At 68.3% G+C, this 16,016-nt stretch carries 17 protein-coding genes; 4 read left to right on the top strand and 13 right to left on the bottom strand.

Features of this window, described 5'->3' with window-relative positions; translation table 11 throughout:
* Positions 1-78 precede the first annotated feature (78 nt).
* A complete protein-coding gene (gene trxA / locus VQ045_RS10405; protein ID WP_331830047.1) occupies positions 79-1,125 on the bottom strand; it encodes a thioredoxin in 1,047 nt (348 codons plus the stop codon).
* On the bottom strand, positions 1,122-1,643 hold the full coding sequence (locus VQ045_RS10400) for a prolyl-tRNA synthetase associated domain-containing protein (RefSeq protein WP_331830046.1): 522 nt from the start codon (positions 1,641-1,643) through the stop codon (positions 1,122-1,124). Before VQ045_RS10400 ends, trxA begins: the two co-directional genes overlap by 4 nt.
* Positions 1,644-1,837: 194 nt before the next feature.
* Here VQ045_RS10400 and VQ045_RS10395 point away from each other — a divergent pair, with 194 nt between their 5' ends.
* Positions 1,838-2,254: a universal stress protein gene (locus VQ045_RS10395; protein WP_331830045.1), complete on the top strand. Its 417-nt coding sequence runs from the start codon at positions 1,838-1,840 to the stop codon at positions 2,252-2,254.
* A gap of 23 nt (positions 2,255-2,277) precedes the next feature.
* Here the strand turns inward: VQ045_RS10395 and VQ045_RS10390 are convergent, their stop codons facing one another.
* Together VQ045_RS10390 and cobT are read right to left on the bottom strand one after the other, a co-directional pair.
* A complete protein-coding gene (locus tag VQ045_RS10390; RefSeq protein WP_331830044.1) occupies positions 2,278-3,378 on the bottom strand; it encodes a YeeE/YedE thiosulfate transporter family protein in 1,101 nt (366 codons plus the stop codon).
* A 167-nt stretch (positions 3,379-3,545) separates the two neighbouring features.
* Positions 3,546-4,562 carry a nicotinate-nucleotide--dimethylbenzimidazole phosphoribosyltransferase gene (cobT, locus tag VQ045_RS10385; RefSeq protein ID WP_331830043.1) on the bottom strand — a complete coding sequence of 339 codons (1,017 nt, stop codon included), beginning with the start codon at positions 4,560-4,562 and terminating at the stop codon, positions 3,546-3,548.
* Between the two features lie 110 nt (positions 4,563-4,672).
* Between cobT and VQ045_RS10380 the strand changes: the two genes are divergently transcribed.
* A complete protein-coding gene (locus VQ045_RS10380) occupies positions 4,673-5,446 on the top strand; it encodes an adenosylcobinamide-GDP ribazoletransferase (RefSeq protein WP_331830042.1) in 774 nt (257 codons plus the stop codon).
* An 11-nt stretch (positions 5,447-5,457) separates the two neighbouring features.
* Here the strand turns inward: VQ045_RS10380 and cbiB are convergent, their stop codons facing one another.
* Genes cbiB through VQ045_RS10365 form a run of 3 tightly spaced genes read right to left on the bottom strand, consistent with a single transcriptional unit; the run spans position 5,458 to position 8,767 of the window.
* Positions 5,458-6,435 carry an adenosylcobinamide-phosphate synthase CbiB gene (gene cbiB / locus VQ045_RS10375; RefSeq protein ID WP_331830041.1) on the bottom strand — a complete coding sequence of 326 codons (978 nt, stop codon included), beginning with the start codon at positions 6,433-6,435 and terminating at the stop codon, positions 5,458-5,460.
* On the bottom strand, positions 6,435-7,466 hold the full coding sequence (gene cobD, locus VQ045_RS10370; RefSeq protein WP_331830040.1) for a threonine-phosphate decarboxylase CobD: 1,032 nt from the start codon (positions 7,464-7,466) through the stop codon (positions 6,435-6,437). Before cobD ends, cbiB begins: the two co-directional genes overlap by 1 nt.
* The gene (locus tag VQ045_RS10365) at positions 7,466-8,767 is read right to left on the bottom strand and encodes a cobyrinate a,c-diamide synthase (protein ID WP_331830039.1); all 1,302 of its coding nucleotides are present in this window, start codon (positions 8,765-8,767) and stop codon (positions 7,466-7,468) included. The genes cobD and VQ045_RS10365 overlap by 1 nt, the downstream gene beginning before the upstream one ends.
* 50 nt (positions 8,768-8,817) lie before the next feature.
* On the opposite strand from VQ045_RS10365, the gene VQ045_RS10360 reads away from it, so the two are divergent.
* Positions 8,818-9,951 carry a cobalt-precorrin-5B (C(1))-methyltransferase gene (locus VQ045_RS10360; RefSeq protein ID WP_331830038.1) on the top strand — a complete coding sequence of 378 codons (1,134 nt, stop codon included), beginning with the start codon at positions 8,818-8,820 and terminating at the stop codon, positions 9,949-9,951.
* Positions 9,935-10,693, top strand: a complete 759-nt coding sequence (locus tag VQ045_RS10355; RefSeq protein WP_331830037.1) for a cobalt-precorrin-6A reductase — start codon at positions 9,935-9,937, stop codon at positions 10,691-10,693. The genes VQ045_RS10360 and VQ045_RS10355 overlap by 17 nt, the downstream gene beginning before the upstream one ends.
* 1 nt (position 10,694) lies before the next feature.
* On the opposite strand, the gene cobM is transcribed toward VQ045_RS10355, so the two are convergent.
* The 6 genes from cobM to cbiE all read right to left on the bottom strand — a co-directional run bounded on the left by cobM (position 10,695) and on the right by cbiE (position 16,016).
* Positions 10,695-11,474 carry a precorrin-4 C(11)-methyltransferase gene (cobM, locus tag VQ045_RS10350; RefSeq protein WP_331830036.1) on the bottom strand — a complete coding sequence of 260 codons (780 nt, stop codon included), beginning with the start codon at positions 11,472-11,474 and terminating at the stop codon, positions 10,695-10,697.
* The gene (locus VQ045_RS10345; RefSeq protein ID WP_327650854.1) at positions 11,471-11,836 is read right to left on the bottom strand and encodes an HVO_A0114 family putative DNA-binding protein; all 366 of its coding nucleotides are present in this window, start codon (positions 11,834-11,836) and stop codon (positions 11,471-11,473) included. The genes cobM and VQ045_RS10345 overlap by 4 nt, the downstream gene beginning before the upstream one ends.
* On the bottom strand, positions 11,829-12,116 hold the full coding sequence (locus VQ045_RS10340) for a toxin-antitoxin system TumE family protein (RefSeq protein WP_327645488.1): 288 nt from the start codon (positions 12,114-12,116) through the stop codon (positions 11,829-11,831). Before VQ045_RS10340 ends, VQ045_RS10345 begins: the two co-directional genes overlap by 8 nt.
* A 32-nt stretch (positions 12,117-12,148) precedes the next feature.
* Positions 12,149-13,972, bottom strand: coding sequence for a precorrin-3B C(17)-methyltransferase (cobJ, locus tag VQ045_RS10335; RefSeq protein ID WP_331830034.1), 1,824 nt, complete (start codon positions 13,970-13,972; stop codon positions 12,149-12,151).
* Positions 13,969-14,796, bottom strand: a complete 828-nt coding sequence (locus VQ045_RS10330; protein WP_331830033.1) for an SAM-dependent methyltransferase — start codon at positions 14,794-14,796, stop codon at positions 13,969-13,971. The genes cobJ and VQ045_RS10330 overlap by 4 nt, the downstream gene beginning before the upstream one ends.
* Positions 14,793-16,016 (bottom strand): precorrin-6y C5,15-methyltransferase (decarboxylating) subunit CbiE, encoded by a 1,224-nt coding sequence (cbiE, locus tag VQ045_RS10325; RefSeq protein ID WP_331830032.1) that lies wholly within the window; start codon positions 16,014-16,016, stop codon positions 14,793-14,795. The genes VQ045_RS10330 and cbiE overlap by 4 nt, the downstream gene beginning before the upstream one ends.

The raw sequence follows: 16,016 nt of genomic DNA, 5'->3' as shown, positions 1-16,016 counted from the left end.
GCAACAAGCAGCGGCCGAACCGGCTCGAAGGCCGAGAGCGGCGCGGGCTTATCGCCCCTTCCGCGCCCGCCTGGACGATCAGGTGAAGAGCAGCGAGGACAGCTTGCGCCGGGCCTCCTTCGTCGCCGGATCGGTCGGCCCCCAGGCCTCGAAGAATTCGAGAAGCTTTTTGCGCGCGGCGTCATCCTCGAAGGTACGATCGCGGCCGATGATTTCCAGGAGATGGCCGGCCGCCGTCGCCCGCTCGCCCTTTGCCTGGGCAATCAGCGCCAGATCGTAGCGGGCATGGTGATCGTCCGGGTCGCCCTCGATCCGGGCCTGGAGCGCCACCGGATCGCCGAGTTCCGAAATCTCCTCGGCAAGCTTCAGCTTGGTGCGGATGGCCGCGAGCGCTGGATCCTCCGGCTTGCCGGCATCCTCGGCCGCATATCCATCGACCAAGGCCTTTGCCCGCGCCGTGTCGCCAGCCGCCAGATAGCATTCAGCCAACCCCGCGGTCGCGGCGGCGTGATTGGGCTCGTGCTGGAGAACTGCGCCGAAGAGTTGCGCGGCTCCGCCCGCATCACCGTCAGTGAGCAGCTGCCTGGCCTGTTCGAGCGCCTGGGCGACCGGATCGTCCGCGCCGCCGCCCTTGCCCTTCGGCAGGCGGTCGATGAAAGCCTTGACCTCGCTCTCCGGCAGCGCGCCCATGAAGCCGTCGACCGGCTGGCCGTCGACGAAGGCAAACACCGCCGGGATCGACTGGACCCCCAGCTGGCCGGCGATGGCGGGATGGTCGTCGATGTTCATCTTGACCAGCTTGACCTTGCCGCCGGCCGCCTTCACCGCCCGCTCGATGATCGGGGTCAATTGCTTGCAGGGGCCGCACCAGGGCGCCCAGAAATCGACGATCACGGGCTGGCGCCGCGACTCCTGGATGACGTCGGCCGAGAAATTCGCCGTCGTTGTGTCCTTGACCAGATCGGTTTGCGCGGCGCCACCGCCCAAATCCGTAAAACCTTCCAGACCCGGCGAGGCCGGCGCAGTCGGCGCCTGCGGCTGGGCATTGCCCACCGTCTGGCCTGCCGGCCCGCTCGTCTGCGCGCCGTAACCGCTGAAGGAATTACCGTAGGGATTGTCGCTCATGCCGCCTGCCCGTTGTCGTCTGCCGGTGCTTCGAGGCCGATGACGAGCGGCTCGTGCCCGGTGGATTGGAAAAACGCCATCAGCGCCGATGTGGCGATGGTCGTCGTCGCCGCATTCGTCATCGGATGGCAGTTCACCATATCGTGCGCCAGGAGCCCTTCATCAAGCACGACACGGACCTGGCCCCCGGTGTCGTTGATGACGCCGAAGGCTGTGACCGAGCCCGGCTCGACGCCGAGCAGCGCGCGCATCTGGTCGCCGCTGGCAAAGGACAGCCTCCCGGACGCGCCGATCCGCTTGTGCAGCCCCTTCAGGTCAACGGCGCGGGTCTCCTCCGCCACGACGAGGAATATCCGCCCCTTCTTGTCCTTGAGAAACAGGTTCTTGGTGTGGCCGCCGGGAATCGTCCCGCGCAGCGCTTGGCTCTCTTCCACGGAATGAAGCGGCGGATGCTCGACCGTCTTCGTTTCGATCCCGAGACCGGCAAGATGGTGGATGAGGTCGTCACGTGTCTTCATGGGAGTGAGAGCTCTCCGTCCTGCTGATCGTTCCCGCCTCCCAAGTCAGGCTTCGGCGGCTCGGCTCCTGATAGTATCGAAGCGCAGCGAATGCGACCATTCTCTGGAAACGTCATTGATCGACATCAAGACTGCCCGCCCGCCCAACCGGTACATAGACATGAACAGACATCGCCGATGCAAAGGAGGTCGCCATGTACAAGAAGATCATGGTCCCGGTCGATTTGGGTCATACGGACCGACTGGAAAAGGCGTTGATGATGGCCGCCGATCTTGCGCAACTCTATGGCAGCGCGGTCCACTATGTGGGCGTGACGACGTCTGGGCCGGGCTCGGTCGCCCATACGCCCGAGGAATATACCAGAAAGCTCGAAGCCTTCGGCAAAGCGCAAGCCGAGAAGTACAGCCTCCCGCAGGAGACGACGGCGACCTATGTCAGCCATGACCCGACGGTCGATCTGGATCGAACGCTGTTGAGAGCCGTGGAGGAAAGCGGCGCCGATCTGGTGGTCGTCGCCTCGCATGTGCCGGGGCTCCCCGAGCACATCTTCGCGTCAAACGCCGGCTATATCGCCGCCCATGCGAAGACGTCGGTCATGGTTGTACGCTGAGCACGGCTGACGATCGGGAACGGCTACTCCGCCGGAACCGCTCCGGCTTCTTCGGGCGCAAAATCGCGGGCCTCGCGCGGGCGATCGACGAACTTGTCGGCGAGCGCCGCGCCGCCGACCATCGAGAGCAGCGCCAGAAGCGCCGACACCGCCAGGACAGCGCCGCCAGTGAAGCCCGCGCCGATAGTGCAACCGACCGCCAGGATGCCGCCGAAACCCATCAGTACGGAGCCGACAGTGTAGCGCAAAATCGAGGGCGTGCCCGGCTCGGAGAATGTCTGGATGCGAAACTGCCGGAACAACAGCGCCGCGACGAAGGCGCCGAACAGCGCGCCGGCGAGAACGCCCTGGTCCAGACCGGCGAACGCATCCGCGTCGGTGGCCAGCGCCGCGGTGGTGGCCAGCGGCCGGATGAAGGAGAGGCTTTCGGCCTGGATCGGCTCGAACACCTGCTGCGAGAGCGTGTAGGTGAAATACCAGCCGGCGACGATCGTCGCGCCGACGCCGACGCCGCCCGCCAGACGCCAGATGGACGCCCGCGACGCCAGAGCGAGGCCGACCGCGACAGCCGCCAGGGTTAAGCCGATGATCACCCCGGCTGCCTGCCCGAGGCCCAGATGGGCAAGGACATCGTTGCCGCCGATCGCCGCCGTGCTCCACAGCCCGCCGGCGCTGTCGCGCAGCGGCACGAGAACGCCGCTATAGGTGGCGAGACCGACAATGGCGATGACGACCGACGAATAGAGCGCCCGCAGATTGCCCGTGGCCGACAAGACCAGCAATCGCGACACGCAGCCGCGCGCCAGGATCATGCCAATGCCGAACAAGACGCCGCCAATGATGGCGCCAGACAGGCTCTGGGCGGTGGCAAAGAAGCGGGTTTCGACGACGTTCACGACATCGAGCGTCAAAAGGATCTGGACGCCGAGCACCGCAGTCGCGAAGCCCGCCGCCCAGGTCGCCAGCGCGGCGAGATCGCGTCTGCGGGTGAGGTCGAGAACCGCCGAGCGCGTGCAGAACACGCTGCGCTGCATGAAGAAGCCGAACAGGACGCCGATCACGGCACCGCCGGCGAGCGCGGTCTGATTCTCGCCAATCAGATCGATCAGGGGAACGAAGTCCATCGCAGTGTTTCCCGAATTGCGTGTTCCCAGAACATATGCGGGAGCCGCGATCTATTCAGGCTACGGGAATTGCGTTCGGGCCAGCGTGCGGGGATGGTTTTCCCACGCGGTCCGGTTTTATTGGATTCTCGTTCCACCACGCGCGGCGGGGCGCGGTCTGCGCCCCCTTACTCCCGGTTCGAGACCGCCGCCTGCTCGAAGGTCGCCATGCCGGAATGACATTCCGCCGCCGCCTTGACGATGCCGGCGGCTATGGCCGCGCCGGTGCCTTCGCCGAGCCGCATGCCGAGGGCCAGGAGCGGCACCTTGCCCATCGCTTCCACCGCGCGAATATGGCCCGGCTCGGCCGATACATGGCCAAACAGGCAATGGTCGAGGGCCTTCGGGTCCATGGCGTAAAGGATCGCCGCGGCGGCGGTCGAGACGAAGCCATCGACGATGACGGGCACCTTTTGCATGCGCGCGGCCAGAATCGCGCCGGCCATCGCGGCGATCTCGCGGCCGCCGAGACGGCGCAATACCTCCAGCGGGTCGGCGAGATGTCCCTTGTGGTGCTCCAGCGCCGCGGCGACGACCCGCGCCTTCTTATCGACGCCGGTCGCGTCATGGCCGGCGCCGGGACCGGTCCAGTCGCTCGGGTCCCCGCCGAACAGCGCCGCGAAGATCGCCGCGGCGATGGTGGTGTTGCCGATGCCCATCTCGCCGATGCACAGAAGATCCGGCTCGCCGGCCAGCACCTCCATGCCGAAGGCCATGGTGGCGGCGCAGGTACGCTCGTCCATCGCCGCGGCTTCCGTGATGTCCTCGGTCGGCAGTTCGAGGGCAAGGTCGAAGACCTTGAGGCCGAGGTCGTAGGCGGCGCAGATCTGATTGATGGCCGCCCCGCCGGCGGCGAAATTCGCGACCATCTGCGCCGTCACCTCGGCCGGAAAGGGTGAGACCCCTTGTCTGGTGACGCCGTGGTTGCCGGCAAAGACCGCGACCAGCGGCCGTCGCACCGCAGGCTGACGGCCCTGCCAGGCGGCGAGCCACTCCGAGATATCCTCCAGCCTGCCGAGCGCGCCCGCCGGCTTGGTCAATTGCCCTTCGCGCTCGCGTTTCACCCGGACCGCCGCCTCGTCGGGCCCCGGCATCCGGCGGACGAGATCACGAATATCGTCGAAAGGCAGCCCGGTTGTGGACATCGCTCGCTCCTCGGGGTTTGCTTCGGCGAACGACGACGGAATGTCGGCGGCGCCGTTACGAATTGGCTGTGGCGGGCATGGCGTAGCGACGCGCAAGGAGCAAGTCCGCAATGAGGGAATTCACCGCTTCGACGATGCGATCGCTGGCCTTTCTGACCCGGCTTCCGCCGGCACGCCGCGCCTTTACCGGCACGCACCCCCTCGGCGAGGATGTCCATGCCTTTCCGCTAGCGGGGCTGATCGCGGCGCTGCCCGCGGCGCTGATTCTGTTTCTCGGTCCGGCGGTTGGCCTGTCGGCGCTCGTCGTCGCGGCGCTGGCGGTCGCGGCGATGGTCTTCGTCACCGGCGCGCTGCACGAAGACGGGCTCGGCGATGTCGCTGACGGGCTCGGCGGCCACCATGAGCGCGAGCGCGCGCTGGCCATCATGAAGGACAGCCGGGTCGGCAGCTATGGCGCCCTCGCCCTCGTCCTGTCGATCGCGCTACGGATCGGGCTTCTGGCCGAGCTGGTCGAAGCCGGTCCCATCGGAGCGGCGCTCGCCATGCTCGGTATCGCGGCGGCAAGCCGCGGCGCGATGGCCTGGCTGTGGGCGTCGCTGCCCTCCGCCTCGGTCGGCGGCACCGCGGATCGGATGGGCCGGCCGGACCGCAGAAACGGCCGCGCGGCCCTCTTGATCGGCGATGGCCTCTTTCTCGTCTCCGGCATCCTCGCCGTCGGCTTCGGCCCGACGCTCGCCGGCTTCCTCCTCGGCGGGCTGGTGCTGTTATGGTTTCGCGGCTTCATCGAACGCCGGCTCGGCGGCCAGACCGGGGACTGCCTTGGCGCTTCGCAGCAGCTCGTGGAAATCGCCGCGCTGCTCGGACTGGCGCTGGGAAGCGGCTAAACGAAGCCGGTCTATAGCGCCGCCGCCATGAACAGCAGCGCGGCGAACGCCAGAAGCAGATTCGCGGCGGTCCGGAACAGCCCGATCGCAGCCGCGATGTCGGCCGGGCGCGCCCTGCGCCGGCCCGCCGGATTGAGCATCGGCGCCTCGACTTCGAGATTGCCGTAGCGGCGCGGGCCGCCGAGCGACAGGCCAAGGGCGGCGGCCATCGCCGACTCCGGCCAGCCGGCATTGGGCGAGCGATGCAAAGGCGCATCGCGCCGCGCGATTGACAGGGCGGCGCGGACTTCGGCCAGGCCGCGATCGCGCATCCCCGCCGAAAGCGCGATCAAGAGCGCCGTCAGCCGGGCGGCCGGCCAGTTCATCCAATCGTCCAGCTTCGCCGAGGCCCAGCCGAAGGCGCGATAGCGATCGTTCATATGCCCGATCATCGAATCGGCCGTGTTGACGGCCTTGTAGGCAAGCAGGCCCGGAAGGCCCAAAATCAGATACCAGAGAAACGGCGCGACGACGCCGTCGGAGGCGTTTTCCGCCAGGCTCTCGATCGCCGCGCGGCACACGCCGGCCTCGTCCAGCGCCTCAGGATCGCGGCCGACGATCATCGCGACGGCGCGGCGCCCTGATTCCAGTCCCTTTTCGCCGACCGCGCGTTCGATCGCGCGAACATGGTCGATGAGGCTTTTTTGAGCCAGGAACACGGCGAGCACGAGTGCCTCGAGCAGCCCGCCCAAAAGACCCAGGCTGGCGAAGATCGTCGACAAGAGAAGGCCCGCGAGTAAAGCGCCGACGACGAACAGACCGGCGGCGATGATCCCGTTGCGCCACCGGCCCGATTCCCCGAGCCCTGGCCGGTTGAGAGTCCGGTCGAGCCGGTCGATCACCCACCCGAACAGCACCACCGGATGCGGCACCCGACGCCAGAGCCAGTCGGGGTCGCCGATAAGGCGGTCAAGGGCCGTGCCCAGAAACAGGATCGCGACGCGCGACATCACCGTTCGCCGCCGATCTCGTCGAGCGCTTCCGCCAGCGCGGCCCGCAGCCGCGCGGCATCGTCGGGGCCGGCCGGATTGCCGATCCGCAACCAGTCGGGCCGCTCGGCGAAAGGCCGCGTCAAGATGCGCCGACGGCAGAGCGCTTCGAACAGCGCGCCGGCTCGCTCGTGGCGGATCGTCGCGAACAGGGCGGTTCGCCCGATCAGCGGCGTCCGACGGTCCAGCACCGCCTCGAAAAGCCTTTCGGCCTGACGGCGAATACGCTGGCGGGTGGCCTGGATCGCCGCGTCATTGCCGAGAAGCGCCTCGGCGCAAACCAGCGCCGGCCCCGACACCGCCCACGGCCCGAGCCGCTCGGACAATTGCTCGGCGAGGTCGAGCGTGGTCAGCGCGAAGCCGAGGCGAAGCCCGGCAAGGCCGAAGAACTTGCCAAAGGAGCGATGGATCAAAAGGCCAGGCCGGCCGGCTTCCGAGGCCAGACTCATGTCGGGCGTGACGTCCATGAAGGCTTCGTCGACCACGAGAAGGCCGCTGCGCGCCGCCATTCGCTCGTAAAGCTCGAACAGTTCGGCCCGCGAGAAAACCCGCCCGTCCGGATTGTTCGGATTGACGACGACGGCGATTTTCACGGTGTCGGCGATATCGTCCGGCCGGTCGATTCCCACCACGCAATGCCCCGCCGCGGCGAAAGCACGCCGATGCTCGGCATAAGTCGGCTCGACGATCGCGACTTCGGTCGGCGGCAGGAGGAACGGCAGCAGCGAGATCAGCGCTTGCGAGCCCGGCGCGGCGACGATTCCGGCGTCGGCCGGCGCGCCATAGGCCAGGCGCGCGGATTCGAGAACGGTGCGTTCCAGGCCGGATTCCGGCAGGCGTGAGACCGCTTCGGGCGGAAACGCCGGCAGTTCCGCCGCGACCGGATTGATGCCTGTGGACAAATCCAGCCAGTCCTTGCGACGCCCGCCATGCCGGGCGATCGCGGCGTCGAGGGCGCCGCCATGGCGAAGGGCGCTGGCGTCCGGCCGCATCAGGATTCCCTGTCGATGACGTGGAGAAAGGAGCCGCTGACACGCCCCCGGCGAAGGCCGTGACGGCCGAGATCGAGGCCGCGCGCGTCCGACGCCTGGAACAACGCCTCGCCGGGCCCTTCGGCGACGATCGACGCATAGTGAAACTCATGCGCCCGCAACGGACCAGCCCAAGGCGCGCCATCGACCGGCTCAAGCCGGCGATAGCCGAGGTGCAGCTTGCGCCGGGCGAAGCTGGTTTCCAGCGGCAGCAGGCCGAGCATCGGATGAGGCGTGCCGTCGGAGTTGGTGAGTGTCTCGCCGAGCACCATATAGCCGCCGCACTCGCCATAGATCGCGACGCCGCGCTCCGCCGCCGCTCGTGTCCCTGCCAGGAAAACGGAGGCCGCCGCAAGACGCCCGGCATGGAGCTCCGGGTAGCCGCCCGGCAGATAGATCGCGTCGGCCGACGGGTCCGGTGCCTCGTCGGCCAGCGGCGAGAAAAACGACAGCGCGGCGCCGGCATCCCGCCAGCCGGCGAGAAGATGCGGATAGGCGAAGGCGAAGGCTGCGTCCCGCGCGACGGCGATCGTCTGGCCGAGCGGGGCGGCGGACCCCGTCGGGGGAGCGGCCACCGCCGCTTCCGGGCCTGCACCCGCGAGCGCCGTCAGCGCGGGCTGGTCGCAGCCTTGCGCGATCCAGTTCGCCGCGCGCTCGATAAAGGCCTCCAGATCGCCGTGTTCGCCGGCCTGGACGAGGCCGAGATGGCGCTCGGGCAGCGCGAGATCGGGCTGGCGTGGAAGCACGCCGAGAACCGGAATGGCCAGCGGCGCCAGCGACTCGCGCAGCAGGCTTTCATGCCGGTCGGACCCGACGCGGTTGAGGATCAGCCCGGCAATCGCGACGTCGGCGCGATGGGTCGCGAACCCCCGGACCAGCGCGGCGACCGAATGGGACTGTTTGGCGCAGTCGACGACGAGGACGATCTTGAGATCCAGCATCGCCGCCAAATCGGCGGCCGAGCCGCTGCCGTCCGCGGCGCCGTCGAACAGCCCCATCATCGCTTCGACGACGAAGGCCTCGCCTTGCTGGCGTGCCTCGCCGGCAAGGCTGGCGATCAGCGCCGGTCGCATCGCCCAGGGGTCGAGATTGACGCAAGTGCCACCGCTCGCCGCGGCGTGAAAGGCCGGATCGATGTAGTCGGGACCGGCCTTGGCCGAGCGGACGGCGACGCCCGCGCGCCGCAGCGCGCGCAGCAGCCCGAGCGTCACCGTCGTCTTGCCGGCGCCCGAATGCGGCGCCGCGATCAAGAGCCCCGTCATCGGCGGGCCTCCGGCTTCCCGTCACGGCGGACGACGCCTATAAGCCGGGCATGGGCTTCAATCTCGGTGACGACAGGGCGGAAGGACGCGGCGAAAGCAAGCCGGCCGGCGAATTGCGCCGCGGCTGGACGACGGGCGCCTGCGCCACCGCCGCGACCAAGGCGGCGCTTTCCGCGCTTTTGACCGGGGACTTTCCCGATCCGGTGGAGATCGTGCTGCCGAAGGGCGAGACACCCGCCTTCGCGCTCAACCGGACCGTTCTTGAAGCCGGCCGGGCGATGGCCGCAATCGTCAAGGACGCCGGCGACGATCCGGATGTGACGCATCTCGCCGAGATCGTTGCAACTGTCCATTTCGGCGCGCTGGGTTCCGGCATCGTCTTTTCCGCCGGTCTCGGCGTCGGCACCGTAACCCGCGCCGGGCTGCCGATTCCGCCCGGCGAGCCGGCGATCAACCCGGTGCCGCGCCGGATGATACAGGCCGTGGTCGAAGGCCTCTGCGCCCGTCACAATCGCCCGGCCGACGTCGCCGTCGAAATTTCCGTCACCGACGGCGAGGCGCTGGCGCGGCAGACCTGGAATCCAAGGCTCGGCATCGTCGGCGGGCTGTCCATCCTCGGCACCACAGGCATTGTTCACCCGTTCTCCTGCTCGGCCTGGATCCATTCGATCCATAGCGGTGTCGACGTGGCCCGCGCGGCCGGGCTCACCCATGTCGTCGGCGCCACCGGGTCGGCCAGCGAGGACGCCGCGCGGGCACTCTATCCGGAGCTGTCCGACATGGCATGGCTGGACATGGGCGATTTCGCTGGCGGCTTGCTCAAGTATTTGCGCGCCCATCCGGTCGACCGCGTCACCATCGCCGGCGGCTTCGCCAAGCTGACCAAACTGGCGCAGGGCGCGATGGACCTTCACTCCGGCCGCAGTCAGGTGGATTTCACCTTCCTCGCCGACCTCGCGGGGGATCTTTCGCCGGATAAGGCCGACGCGCTGCGTCCAACGATCCTTGCCGCCAACACCGCCAAGGCGGCGCTGGAGCTTTGTACCGACGAGGGGATCGATTTGTCCGCCGCCATCGCCGAGCGCGCGCGCCAAAGCGCCACCGGTATCCTGCGCGGCGCGCCGGTGACGCCGCACATCGTCGTCGTCGATCGGGAGGGCACGGTCCTTGCCCGCACCGACTGAGACCATCCTCATCCTCGGCGGCACCGCCGAGGCCAACCAGCTGGTTAGCCGGATTCGCATCATGCGACCGGATGCAAGAATCGTGCTGTCGCTCGCCGGCCGAACCGCAACACCGGTCCTCCCCGAGGGCTGTGCGGTCCGCGTAGGCGGCTTCGGTGGCGCCAACGGTCTCGCGACATTTCTCACCCAGGAAGGCATCACCCATCTCGTCGACGCGACGCATCCCTTCGCCGCCGGCATCTCGCGCAATGCGGCACGGGCGGCCGAAGTCGCCGACGTGCCGCGTGTCGCGCTGGTCCGTCCTGCTTGGGAGCCGCGAGTCGGCGACCGCTGGACCCGCGTCGCCTGCCTTGGCGATGCCTGCGATGCTTTGCCGGCAAAGGCGCGGCCGCTTCTGGCGCTGGGCCGGCAGCATCTGGCGCCCTTCGCGCGCCGGTCCGATCTCGACCTCGTGGTACGGATGATCGATCCGCCGGACCCTCTGCTGCCATTTCCGGCCGAGATCGTTCTGGGTCGGCCTTCGCCGGACGCCGACGAGGAGGCGGAATTGCTCCAGCGGCTCGGCGTCACCCATCTCGTCTGCCGCAATTCCGGCGGCGCGGCCTCATACGCCAAGGTCGAAGCCGCGCGACGGCGCGGCCTGCCGGTGATCATGATCGAACGGCCGCCCAGCGCTCCGCCGCCGGTCGCCGGTTCCATCAACGAAGTGCTGACCCTCCTCGGCATACCCCTCTCCGCCTAGATCACGAGGCGAGCGTCTTGCGCTTCGGCCGCAGCACATGGACGTGGCCGGCGTCGTAAAGCTTGGAATCGATGAAATCCTTGGCGCCCAGCGCCCGGCCGACGAAGATCAGCGCGGTGCGCGTCAGCTTCGCCGCGCGCGCCTTTTTGTGAATGTCGCCGAGCGTGCCGTGGATGAAGGCCTCGTCCGGCCAGCCGACCCGGTAGGCAATAACCGCCGGGCAATCTTCGCCATAGGCGGGCAGCGGCACGAGCTCGCGCTGGATGTGCGGGATGTTGCGCACCGACAGATGGATCACCAGCGTCGCGCCGCTCCGCCCGAGGGTCGACAGTTCCTCGCCTTCCGGCATCTTCGACGATTTCATCGCGGTGCGGGTAAGGATCACCGTCTGGCAGATTTCCGGGACCGTCAGCTCCTTTTGCAGAGCCGCCGCCGCCGCCGCGAAGGCCGGTACACCCGGCGTCACGTCGTAGGGAATGGCGAGCGCATCCAGCCGGCGCATCTGCTCGGCGATCGCCCCGTAGAGCGACGGGTCGCCGGAATGCACCCGCGCAACGTCGAGGCCAGCCTCGTGGGCCGCCCGCATCTCGGCGATGATCTCGTCGAGCGTCATCGGGGCGGTATCCAGCACCCGCGCGCCCTCGGGCGCCGCCTTGACGACCTCCTCCGGCACCAGCGAGCCGGCATAGAGGCAGACCGGGCAAGTCTCGATCAGCCGCAGGCCGCGAACGGTGATTAGGTCCGGCGCGCCGGGTCCTGCGCCGATAAAGTGGACGGTCATGCGGCCTCTTCGATGGATAGTTCGGCCGTAATTTTCGACCAGGGAACGCGGATCAGGCCCTTGTCGTCCCGATCGATCAAGCCAAGCTCGAGAAGCGCCGAGACGTCGGAATGGACCCCGCGATAGTCACGCCCGAGCAGTCGGGACAGAGCACGGATCGACGTCGGCCCGCCTTTTCGAAGGGTGCGGAGCAGAGTCCACCGGTTGGGCGTCAAAGCCTTTAGCAGCGTTTCGGCATCCTCGAATCCGAGGTGAGCGGCAGGCGACGGCGTGAAATCGCCAGCGTCAATGCGGCGAGCGGCGGACCTTGCCTCGTCGAAGAACTCATCGAGAGACGAAACCTTGATGATGACTTCATCCATGTTTCAGCTCCTTCTCGATGTCTCGCTGGAAATCCAAAAGCAGTGTCGCGATATCGATGAAAACGTAAGGTTCTTCACGGCCTCGATAGTGTCGGTGATCCCCCTTACCGCGTTCATTGTCGTAACCGATGATCCGTTCGTTCGGCCGTCCGTAGAAGAGCGAATATTTAAGTCCATGCGGCCGCTCGGATGTGGGCGCCGGCAGGCGCCAGATGGTGATTTCAACGATGGCGCCGCTCCGCAAGGTCTCCTTGCGGCGATCGAGTAGCCGCGCCTTCATGATGCTATTTCTGACATATGCTTGAATTCACATCAAGCCGCATCGATCTGCATCCCCGTTCCGGCTTTTCCCGCATAGCCGCGCGGCGTATAGGCCCATTCGCGCCCGTCACCGGTGGTCACCAGCCGCGTCTCGGACGAGCCGACGATGACCACGGTCAGCATGTCGACATCGTCGATGTCGAGCTCAGCGAGCGGCACGAAACGCACCCGCTCGCCCTCACGCCCGAGATTGGTCGCCAGGATCACGGGCGTTGCGGCGGGGCGATGCTTCAACAGTTCGTCGCGGGCGAAGGCAAGCTGCGTGCGGCGCTTTTTTGACACCGGATTGTAGAAGGCGATGACGAAATCGGCCGCCGCCGCCGCGCGCACCCGCCGCTGGATGTCGTCCCAGGGCGTCAAAAGGTCCGACAGCGAGATGGTGCAGAAATCATGGCCGAGCGGCGCGCCGGCGCGGGCGGCCGCCCCTTGCAGGGCGGAGATGCCCGGCGAGCACTGGATGGCGATCCGCCGCGCCGCGTCCGACACCCCGCCCTTGTCGATGAGTTCGAAGACCAGCGTCGCCATCGCATAAATGCCGGCGTCGCCGGAGCAGACGAGGGCGACGGCGCGGCCTTCGCCGGCCAGCTCCATCGCGTGGCGCACCCGCGCCTCTTCCTTACCGAGGTCGAAATCGTGCCGCGTCTTACCATTCGTCAGCGGTCCGAGCAGGTCGAGATAGAGCGAATAGCCGACGAGATCGCTCGCCGTCTCGACCATGCGGCTGACTTCCGGCGAGCGCCATTCCTCGCCGCCAGGGCCGATGCCGACGACGAACAGCGTGCCGCGCGCGCGGCCGATCCGCGCCGGATCGAGGGGCCGTGGCGCCCGGCCGAGCGCCGCCGTCACCCGCCGGCTCTTGCGCTTGGCGACGACGAGCCGGCCGTCGGCGCCAGCGGTGGCGAGCGCCGCGCCCTCGGCGACGCCATGGCAGCCGGTCTCGGCGAAGACGATGTCGGACGGATTTTCCAGGCGCCCGGCTTCGGCTTCAAGCTCCAGAGCGGTGAAGAAGCGCGCGGGAACGCCGTAATGCTCGGCGACGGCGTGGATGGCCGCTTCGTCGGCCTTGAGATCGATCGAGGCAACGGCGGCGAGCGATAGCGGGCTGATACCGGCCTCGGCGAAAACGCTATCCGCCAGATCGATGGCCTCCTCGGTCGGCGCGCCGCGTTCGCTGCCAATGCCGAGGATGTGCGTTTGCGGACGATAGAGCAGTTCGCCGGCGGCGGGCGCGCGCGCTTCTTCCATGACCGTCAGGCGGACGGTGCCGTCGGGCGCGAACGGAAGGCGCGAGCCGGACAACCACTCCGCCTCGCCGTCGAGCCGCGCGGTGGCGCCGGCGACGAGATCGGCCATCGCCGGTTTGGCGCCTTCGGGATTCTCCAGCCGCCAGCCAGGCGGCGGCGCGTCGAGCGCGACACCGAAGCGCAGGTCGCCGGCGGTGGTGATCGCGGCAACGCCGCCCAGATCGTCGGCGATCGTGCGGGCCAGATCGTTGGCGCCGTGATGGCCGCCGAGCAGCGGCACGGCGACCGAACCGTCCTCTGCGAGGGCGACGACCGCGGGCTCCGCCTGTTTGTCGGCGATGAGCGGCGCAAGGATGCGGATCAGCGCCCCTGTCGCCATCACCGCGACGATGGGCCGGCCCTCGCGAAACAAGGCGCGCAGATGTGGCCCCGCCTCATCGAAGACGATTGCGGCGTCCGGGCAGCGCCTGGCCGGGCCATGCACCGCGCCGCCGATCAAGTCCGCTACCCGCTCGGCCAGCGCGCGGGGTGCTTCGGAAAGAATGACGATTGCGGCGGTCTTGTCGGTCATCGGATGGGCTCCCGGCAAAGGGCCGCGTCGCGGATCGCCGGCTCGCTGCCGCGATACCCGAGGATCATCGAAAAATACGGGGCATCGCCCGAGACGTCGCGAAGCGGCAGCAGCCGCTCTTCGGGCAGCGACACCCGTTCGGCATAGGCGCAGCGGTCGAGCAGCCCCAGCGTCTCGATCAGCGCCTTCACACGGGAAAAATGCCGCCCGAGCTTCATGATGGCGAAGGCCTCCGCCGCTTCGATCCGGGCACTGAGCGCGACATCGTCGAGCGGTCCGGGAATCACGGTCAGGACATCGTTGCGGGCCGCGAGCGGCCGTTTCAGCGCCGCCGAGGCGGCCATCACCGAGGACACGCCGGGGACCACCTCTGTGGGGAAACGGCCAGCAAGGCGCTCGAAGAGATACATGAAGGAGCCGTAGAAGAACGGGTCGCCCTCGCACAGGACGGCGACGTCGAGGCCTTCCGCAANAAGGCGCTCGAAGAGATACATGAAGGAGCCGTAGAAGAACGGGTCGCCCTCGCACAGGACGGCGACGTCGAGGCCTTCCGCAAGCCGTGCGCCGATCCGCTCCGCCGCCGCGTCGTAGATCGCGGCGGCGGGAAACCGCTCGACGCGCATCGGCACGATGATCGGGACTTCTTCCTGTTCGGCCGAAAGATACGCCGCGACGATGGCGCGCGCGAAGCTCGTGCCGTGATCGGGCGCCGGATAGGCGACGACCGGTGCCGCCTTGAGCAGGCGCAGAGCCTTCAGCGTCATGAGTTCCGGGTCGCCCGGCCCGACGCCGAGACCGTAGAGCGTGCCGGTCGCCGCGCTCATGGCGCATCGCCCTTGGTGACGTGCCAGTGGACGACCGGCATCGCCGGCTTGAAGCCCCGATAGGGACCGACCTTTTCGGCCCGCTCGACCCCGATCCGCATCAATTCCCCGCCCAGCTTGGCATGCAGCGCGATCAGGATCGCTTCCGATTCCAGCGTCACCGCATGGGCGACCATCCGGCCGCCCGGCGTCAGCGCGTCCCAGGCCGCGTCGAACACGCCGTCGGTGAGGCCGCCGCCGATGAACACCGCGTCGGGCGGCGCCAGCTCCGCGAAGGCGGCCGGCGCCTCGCCCGCGACGATCGCGAGTTCCGGCACGCCCAGCGCGGCGGCGTTCTCGGCGATCATCGCCCGACGTTCGGCCACCGGCTCGATCGCGACGGCCGACATGCCGGCGTCGGAACGCAGCCATTCGATCGAGATCGAGCCCGACCCCGCCCCGACATCCCAGAGTTGTTGGCCCGGTAGCGGTTCGAGCGCGGCGATAGCGAGCGCCCGCAGCACCCGCTTGGTCATCTTGCCGTCATGCACGAAGGCATCGTCCGAAAGCCCCGCCATCAGGGATCGCGACGTCGCCGCCCGGCCCGTCACGCACTCGACCGCGACGGTGTTCAAATCGGCGATATCGGCGAGGTCGAAGCCGGCGGCGGTGGTCGCACGGACGCGTTCGCGTTCGCCCCCAAGATGCTCCAGCACGACGATCCGGCTCGGCCCGAAACCTCGTCCGGTCAGGAGCCGCGCGATGGCCTGCGGCGAGGACGCATCCTCGGCATAGATCAGCAGCCGCGCCGAGGGGGCCAGATAGCGATTGACGGTCTCGACCGGCCGGCCATGCACCGTCAGGCAGCGGCAGTCGGCCAGCGGCCAGACCAGGCGGGCCGCCGCGAGCTGAAACGCCGACGGCGCCGGGATGACCCACATGTCCTCAGGCGAAAAATGCCGCGTCAGAGTCGCGCCGACGCCGAACCACATCGGGTCGCCGGTGGCAAGCACCACGGTCGGCGTGCCGGTAGAGGCTTTCAGCGCCGCAACCGAATCCGCGAAGGGCTTAGCCCAAGCGACGGTCCGGGCAGGCGAATCGCCGAGCATCGCCAGATGTCGCTCGCCGCCGAAGACGGTTTTTGCGGCCTCGAGCGTCGCGCGCGCTTCGCCGGGGAGCGTGGCAAGCCCGCTGTCCCCGATACCGATCACCGTCAGCCACGGCCGGGCCGTCTCCGCCAT

The organism is Aurantimonas sp. E1-2-R+4 (assembly GCF_036549515.1).
Lineage (GTDB): Bacteria > Pseudomonadota > Alphaproteobacteria > Rhizobiales > Rhizobiaceae > Aurantimonas > Aurantimonas coralicida_A.
The sequence above is the reverse complement of the archived record's forward strand: the minus strand, read 5'-3'. Positions and strand labels throughout refer to the sequence as shown.